Below are 5,314 nucleotides of genomic sequence, written 5' to 3'. Positions count from 1 at the left end.
CGGAAGTGCCGGAGCAGCCTTGCCCGTCCCAATCGTGTAGAGACGCGTCAGAATATCCCGGAATGCCGCTGACCCGCCAAGATCGCCGGGAAGGGTATGGGCAACGGGCTCGGGTCCGACGAACGCGAAGTATTGGTTGCCGCGTCTTTCAACTTCGTCGCGGACGAACGTTCTCGCGGCCTCGACATCTTCCGGCGCCACGTAATGCGGCAGGACAGCATAACCTTTGCGGTCCATGTCGGCGGCCAGAGCGCGCACTTCCGAATCCGATAACGACCTGAATGTCGCAGACATGGAAACCTCCCGCGTCATCGCGAAACAGGGGAAGACTAGTGGCACTCGCTGCGGCTAAGCAATTCTCCTCAGGAGGGATACGCCTAGCACTTATGGATTGATCTCGTCGGGGTTGAACCCCACGCGCTTCGTGCCTCGATGCGGCGCGCCCGTCGGATGCGGCCGTCCCACGCGAGCCAGCAAGGCCTCGATCTCCTTTGTGACTGCGGAAAGCGTGAAGGCGCGAACAGCAGCCTTGTTGCCCTGACCGGCAATCTCGGCGGCCCCCACGGGGTCGGCCAGGACGCCCCGCAGCTTTTCCGCAAGTGCCGCCGGATTGTCGGCTTTCACGAGAAACCCCGTCACCCCCTCCTGTATGAGTTCCAGCGCACCGCCATTGGCCGCCGCCACCACGGGGCGGCCGGCCATCATGGCTTCTGCTATCACGCGGCCGAACGGTTCCGGCGCGGTCGAGGCATGCACGACGACATCCACCGATTTCATGAGTGGAGCCACGTCTTGTCGGAACCCGAGGAAATGGACCCTGTCCTGCAGGCCGTGCGCCTCGATCCGCTGTTTCAGTTCGTCCGCATAGGCGACCTCGCCGAAGAGGCTGTCGCCCACGATCAGAGCATGGACGCCGTCCAGTTCCGCCAGCGCGTCGATCAGCACGTGCTGCCCCTTCCAGGCGGCAAGGCGTCCGAAGATGCCCACCAGTGGGGGCGCGGAACCATCCGGAAGCCTCGGGCGGGGCGACGGCTGGGCGTGGAGATAAGGTCGCGGATCGATCCCGTTATAGACGATCGCCGTATGGTCGGTGCGACCGCCGGCGGCGGCGAACGCGTCTGCCGTGGCGACCGAATTGACGATGACCAGCGACGCGCCGCGATTGGCAAGGTGCACGGCAGCCGATTTCAGGGTCTGGCTGAAGCCGCTCCCGGTGAGGATGTCGTGGAGATGCCAGACCAGCGGGCGACGTGCCAGGCCGGCGGCAAGCACGCTGCAGATGAAGGCCTTCTGCGAGTTCGCGTAGACTATGTCGAAGTCGCGCGCTTCCCGCGCGATCCGGCGGGCGAGGCCCGCGATCGTCGGGATGGCCTTCCAGAGATTTCGCAGGCCCGAAGCGCGGCGAACGGAGAGAAGGTGGCGGCCGGCCTCGATAACTTCGACGTTGACCCCGGCATCGGCGAGACGCTCCCGCAGCGGACCGTCCTGAAAGAGCAGGACCTTGTGTCGACCGCTATAGGTGCGGGCGAGGTCCAACAGGCAGAGCTCGGCGCCGCCGAGTTCACCCGTGTGATCCACGAAAAGAACGCTGGGTGGCGCCGCGGGGTGTTTGTCCCTGACGCTGGCGCAGGAACCGGCGGAGGAATTGGAGGGGAGCGGACGTGCCGGAACGAACAAGTTTGATAGCCTCCGGACCGGCTGCACGCCGATCGCCTGAATGATGCGGGAGAGGGGGCCGGGGGCTCCCGGAATGTTGTTGTCGGCGCGGTCGGTCATGCGCGGGTCTCCGAAAGCATAGGCGCGGCGAGGGCGCGGGCCATGAAGCCGCCCACGGCTTTTTCACTGCAGATGTCCTTCCACCAGGCGAGGGTCTGCCGGTGCAGGCGCTCCATCCGCTCAGGGTCGGACAGGAGGCCTGTCGCGAGGTTCGGGAGTTCGCGCCAGTCGCGGATGACGAGGCAGGGGCAGCTATCCGCGAACCAGGACCTCGGCTGCTGCTCGCAGACGATGATGCAGCCGTAGCGCGCGGCGGAATAGAAGCGCGCTGTCTCCGGCACGGTGCCGCGAGGAACCGGGCAGATCTGAGTGTCCATCAGTATTTCGGAAAAGCCCTCGGCGCCGCGGGCCCGACTCTCGTCGAAACTGCGTGTGAGTTCGATCCGTATTCGGCCGAACCGCTCGGATCGCCGCATCCGCTCCAGCGTCGCGACCAGCGAATTGCGGGCATGGATCTTGGGCGTGCCGGTAACACCGCGGATCGATAGCGCCGGAGCGGGCCTGCCCGCCAGGCTGCCGACAAAGGAGAGGGTGCAGGATCGGCTGAAAAGCGGGCGCACATCCAGGTCACACAGCTTGGCGTAACCTTGCGGAATCCGCCAGACAGGGGCGATCCTGTCAGCCCCTCGCAGCGCGATCTGTCCCTGAAGCCAGCCGGGCAGCCACGCCCCTGAGCGCCGGGCGAAATCCAGGAGTTCCGTCAGCCCCTGCAGCGAGCCGAGCCTGCCGACGCCGAAAACCGGTCGCATGCCGAAGCAGGAAAAAACGCAGCCGACGCGGTCGAGGTAGGGCGGGAAACGACGTCGCTCGTCGCCGAAGATAATGACCACCACCTCGGGCCCGTAGCTCGGCAGCGGCACGGTGCTGTCATAGACGAAGTAGAAGACCAGGCCGCCGATGGAGAGTTCGCCCTCCATCTCCCGCAGCGAGCGCAGGAAATAGGTGAGATCCACATCGACCGGCGGTTCCTCCCCGAGATCCAGGGCGAGCGGCGCCCCGTCGGGCATGATCAGGAAGTAGCTGTTGGGTTGCAGATCAGGCTCCGCCGTGGACGGAAGCGAGGAAATTTTTTTGCCTGCGAGACAGTCCAATCGGACCTCCCCGAAAGAGGTATTTCCCCTATCCATCAGGATAAACGTCAAAGGGGTAAATTCCTGCGTGTTTCATATATGTTAACGTACATAGCAACGGGAAAAATCAGAAGTAACTTAAATGTAATTTAACGACATAACCTTTGATAGGGATCTCGCGGATATGAGATTTTCTATGAGCCGGCGTAAATTTGTGATTGGGTTTTCCGTTGTTCTTGTCGCGCGACCTGTCCTTCGGTTCCGTTTGGCGGAAGAGCCAGACACACTGGCCCTGATCCGGGTCTCTGCCGATGAGCATCTCGTAGACGATGCCGGCGATCCGCTGCTCTGGACCGTGGCATGAGCGGACCTCGCGCGGCCTCTTCTCTCGGTATTTTCGGCGATCCGCTGGATCCGCGTATTCTTGGTTCGATCGGCGACGGGCAGTCGCATCCGCTCTCCGAGCGGTTCGCGACACTTGCCGAGGCGCGCGTGGTCTTTCCGCATGCTCAGGATCTCCGGGATGAGATCGACTGGGCGGCGATCCAGGGCGCGATCAATCTTGCCGGAACCGGGCGGGGCGGGATCGTCCGGCTGCCACCCGGCCATTTCCGCATCAACCGCACGCTGCTTCTGCCGGCCTGCCAGGGAGCCGCCTATCCCACGGCCTTGCCGATCGTCTCGATAGCCGGATCCGGCAATAAGGTAACGGAGATTACCTGCGATGAGATCGGGGACGCCTTCGCCATCTCCTATGACCGGAGCGTCGCCTCCTACGACCAGCGCGCGCATGGGTCGCGACTGTCCGACTTCATGCTGTGGGGGCCGAAAAGCGATCTCGGTCCCGGCGCGGAGGGCGATACGAAGACCAAGGGGCTCGCGTTGGTCGATGGCGTGGAGCTGCGCAATATCTCGGTGATGCAGTTCGACGTCGGGATCGACGTGCAGGGCGGCCAGACCGCGCATCACCGGGTTACCGCCGATCGCTGCCGCTACTCGCTTTATTATTCCTCCCGCAATCTGGATCACCACGGCGACACGGTTTGGGTGAAGTGCGCCTTCGTCGGCGCGACCCAGGCGGCGATAGCGGTTTCCGGCGCCGCCGGCATCCTCGGCACGCATTTCGACACCTGCCTGATCGGCTATGCGCCCTACGCGATCCTCAAGGAGGCCTATGTCGACTACGACGTGGTCACCGACAACGTCACCTTCACCAACTGCCAGTTCGAGGCGATCGGCAATTCTCTCGTGCTGGAGGAGGGCGACGCCAGGCGCTGCGGCATGACCTATACCCGGATCGCCAACGCCTTCATCTACTGGCACGAGCAGCAGAAATGGCCCGGTCGCCCGTCGCGGGCGACGTTCGACCTCGCCGCGTTCGAACGGAGCGAAGTGCGGGGCCTTTCGCCGATCGAGAACTGGCAACCGGCCGCCGAATCCTTTTTCAGGCTGGATGCCGCCAACGGGCTGGAAGTGCATGGCGCCGACGGTCTCGTCGCGAACTGCCGGGAGGCCGGAAAGCCGCTTTTCTCTGCCATGCTGGACCCCGGCAGCCAGGTCCGACTGGTGGGCACCGCCTGGGAGGGCACCGTCCGCTTCGTGGACCGCACCAGCGAACCCGTGCGGGAAGGCGACGTGCTGGAAGCCTGCTGGGCCAATGTCCGACCGGCGGGCTCGGCCTCCGACGATGTCGGCCCGGCCGGCGCGGGGAAGGGAGCGGCCCTGAGCGGCGTTGCCGCGGAGGCCGCCGAGCCCGGCGCGCCGGTGGCGGTCGTGCTGCGGGGCACCGCGCGCATCAGGACGAGCGGCCGGGTGGAGCGGGAAGGTCATCCCCTGCGCCTGTCCGGAATGGCGGGTGCGGTCGAGCAGGCGCGTCCCGATGCGGGCGGGGAAGCGTCAGTCGCTCCGGTGCTCGGAACCGCCGTTCCCCCGATCGAAGCCGGCTGGACCACGGTTCGGCTCGTTCCCCTCGGCTAGGTCGTAGACTCATAAGCTCTCAGCCATAGGCGTGTTGAGGCGATCAGGACGGCTGCGAGAAAGTTTCGGGCGAGCTTGTCGAAGCGCGTTGCGACACGGCGGAAGTGTTTGAGCTTGCAGAAGAACCGCTCCACGAGGTTGCGCCGGCGGTAGAGGGCTGGCTCGACGGAGCGCTGCACACGGACCCGGCTCTGGGTGGGGATATGCGCCTGTCCGCCTGTTTTGGCGACAAGATCGAGGATGGCGCGGCTGTCATAACCGCGGTCCGCAACGAGTGCTCCGGCTGCGGGCAGGCCGACCAGCAAGTCCGGAACGGCGGTTTTGTCCGAAGCCTGGCCGGCGGTGATCAGCAGCCTCACTGGTAGGCCGTCCTGATCCACGACGGCGTGGATCTTGGTGCTCAGTCCGCCACGAGAACGGCCGATGGCGTGATCCGGACCCCCTTTTTACCGCCCGCCGCATGCTGGTGAGCGCGGACGATTGAGCTGTCG

General features: G+C 64.9%; 3 protein-coding genes and 2 pseudogenes. 1 reads left to right on the top strand and 4 read right to left on the bottom strand.

The window, feature by feature from the left end:
- The 3 genes and pseudogenes from BMY25_RS20640 to BMY25_RS20205 all read right to left on the bottom strand — a co-directional run.
- Positions 1 to 294 (bottom strand): annotated as a pseudogene (locus BMY25_RS20640) (hypothetical protein); the annotation flags it as partial.
- 90 nt (positions 295 to 384) lie between these two features.
- A complete protein-coding gene (locus BMY25_RS20210) occupies positions 385 to 1,776 on the bottom strand; it encodes a glycosyltransferase family 4 protein (protein ID WP_092500066.1) in 1,392 nt (463 codons plus the stop codon).
- Positions 1,773 to 2,867, bottom strand: a complete 1,095-nt coding sequence (locus tag BMY25_RS20205; protein WP_092500064.1) for a hypothetical protein — start codon at positions 2,865 to 2,867, stop codon at positions 1,773 to 1,775. The genes BMY25_RS20210 and BMY25_RS20205 overlap by 4 nt, the downstream gene beginning before the upstream one ends.
- A gap of 339 nt (positions 2,868 to 3,206) precedes the next feature.
- On the opposite strand from BMY25_RS20205, the gene BMY25_RS20200 reads away from it, so the two are divergent.
- Positions 3,207 to 4,823 (top strand): hypothetical protein, encoded by a 1,617-nt coding sequence (locus tag BMY25_RS20200; RefSeq protein WP_092500062.1) that lies wholly within the window; start codon positions 3,207 to 3,209, stop codon positions 4,821 to 4,823.
- On the opposite strand, the pseudogene BMY25_RS20195 reads toward BMY25_RS20200, so the two are convergent.
- A pseudogene (locus tag BMY25_RS20195) lies at positions 4,820 to 5,314 on the bottom strand (IS5 family transposase); the annotation flags it as partial. The gene BMY25_RS20200 and the pseudogene BMY25_RS20195 overlap by 4 nt on opposite strands.

Origin of the sequence: Faunimonas pinastri, assembly GCF_900110915.1 — a bacterium.
GTDB lineage: Bacteria > Pseudomonadota > Alphaproteobacteria > Rhizobiales > Afifellaceae > Faunimonas > Faunimonas pinastri.
Note: the sequence above shows the minus strand (reverse complement) of the source record. Positions and strands in the feature narration are given on the sequence as shown.

What these genes read in the sequence shown, in the direction of transcription:
- BMY25_RS20210 (WP_092500066.1), bottom strand. Translation starts at nt 1,776, where the DNA reads ATGACCGACCGCGCCGACAACAACATTCCGGGAGCCCCCGGCCCCCTC.
- BMY25_RS20200 (WP_092500062.1), top strand. Translation starts at nt 3,207, where the DNA reads ATGAGCGGACCTCGCGCGGCCTCTTCTCTCGGTATTTTCGGCGATCCG.